We start from the raw sequence: 873 nt of genomic DNA on the forward strand, positions 1-873 counted from the left end.
GCGCTAACGCAACCTGTGGGGCGGGCTGCGGCGCAGGAACTAACGAATTGGCAGAATTGGCAGAATTGGCAGTAGAAGAATTTTTCTGTGAAAGCGCTGCCAAAGGGGGATTTCCAGGCTGCGCAACGATCTGAAGCGAGACAGGCTGCCAGTTGTGAGTAGTTGCAAGATAGACACACGCAACGATAGATCCGGCCCAAGCCAAGTGTTTTACTGCGTTCTCCATGCCAGAACCGCCCCACCAGAGTCATCGACGTTCATGTTGGGGCTCTTATTGCGAAAAATGAGACGACGTGTCAATTAAGGTCCAAGGCTACCGTAGCTAACAGGCTCAGATAGAAGGGGGTCATTGCATTTCAGACACGATTATTCGTGTGGCGACGATCGTTATATATCGTGTATACCTGTAATATGCTGAATGTCGTAAAAAATACTCAGCGTCAGGGGTTGCAGTAAGGCCCAGGCAAGCGTCCCGGCTAGATCGAAAGGGTTAAGAAGACATGGCCGAGAAAAGCTTCGTTAAAAACTTGTTAAGAAATGCAACTCTCGTGGCTGTACTCACAACCTGTATCCCGGGCCTTGTGTGCGCTGCACCCGATGACGCAACGGTGCCTGAGACACAAAAGAAGAGCAGATCGAAATTCGAGTATCATGATGGGAGAGCTGAGGAGAAGCGGCCATATCGCCGGCCTAACCCTGACGTAGACCCAACGAACTTGAGATACGAGGAGCTGATCGCGCGCATCAACGCGCTGGAGGAGCGTATAGAGGTGCTGGAAGGCCAGTCCAAGATTTCGAAAAGGGTTCAGTGATGGCCGTGCCGGATCTCGGGAGTGTCCTCGTCTCGCTGACCGAGGTGTTCCCGCTCGTCGT

The 873-nt window shown here is 52.5% G+C and carries 1 protein-coding gene; it reads left to right on the forward strand.

The annotated features are described in order from the left end of the window. Positions 1-500: 500 nt before the first annotated feature. Positions 501-812 (forward strand): hypothetical protein, encoded by a 312-nt coding sequence (locus VQ02_RS37870; protein ID WP_157080922.1) that lies wholly within the window; start codon positions 501-503, stop codon positions 810-812. Positions 813-873 lie beyond the last annotated feature (61 nt).

It is taken from the genome of Methylobacterium variabile (genome assembly GCF_001043975.1).
Classification (GTDB): domain Bacteria; phylum Pseudomonadota; class Alphaproteobacteria; order Rhizobiales; family Beijerinckiaceae; genus Methylobacterium; species Methylobacterium variabile.

Excerpts from the sequence above, each read along its gene's own strand:
- VQ02_RS37870 (WP_157080922.1), top strand. The coding sequence starts at position 501 with ATGGCCGAGAAAAGCTTCGTTAAAAACTTGTTAAGAAATGCAACTCTC.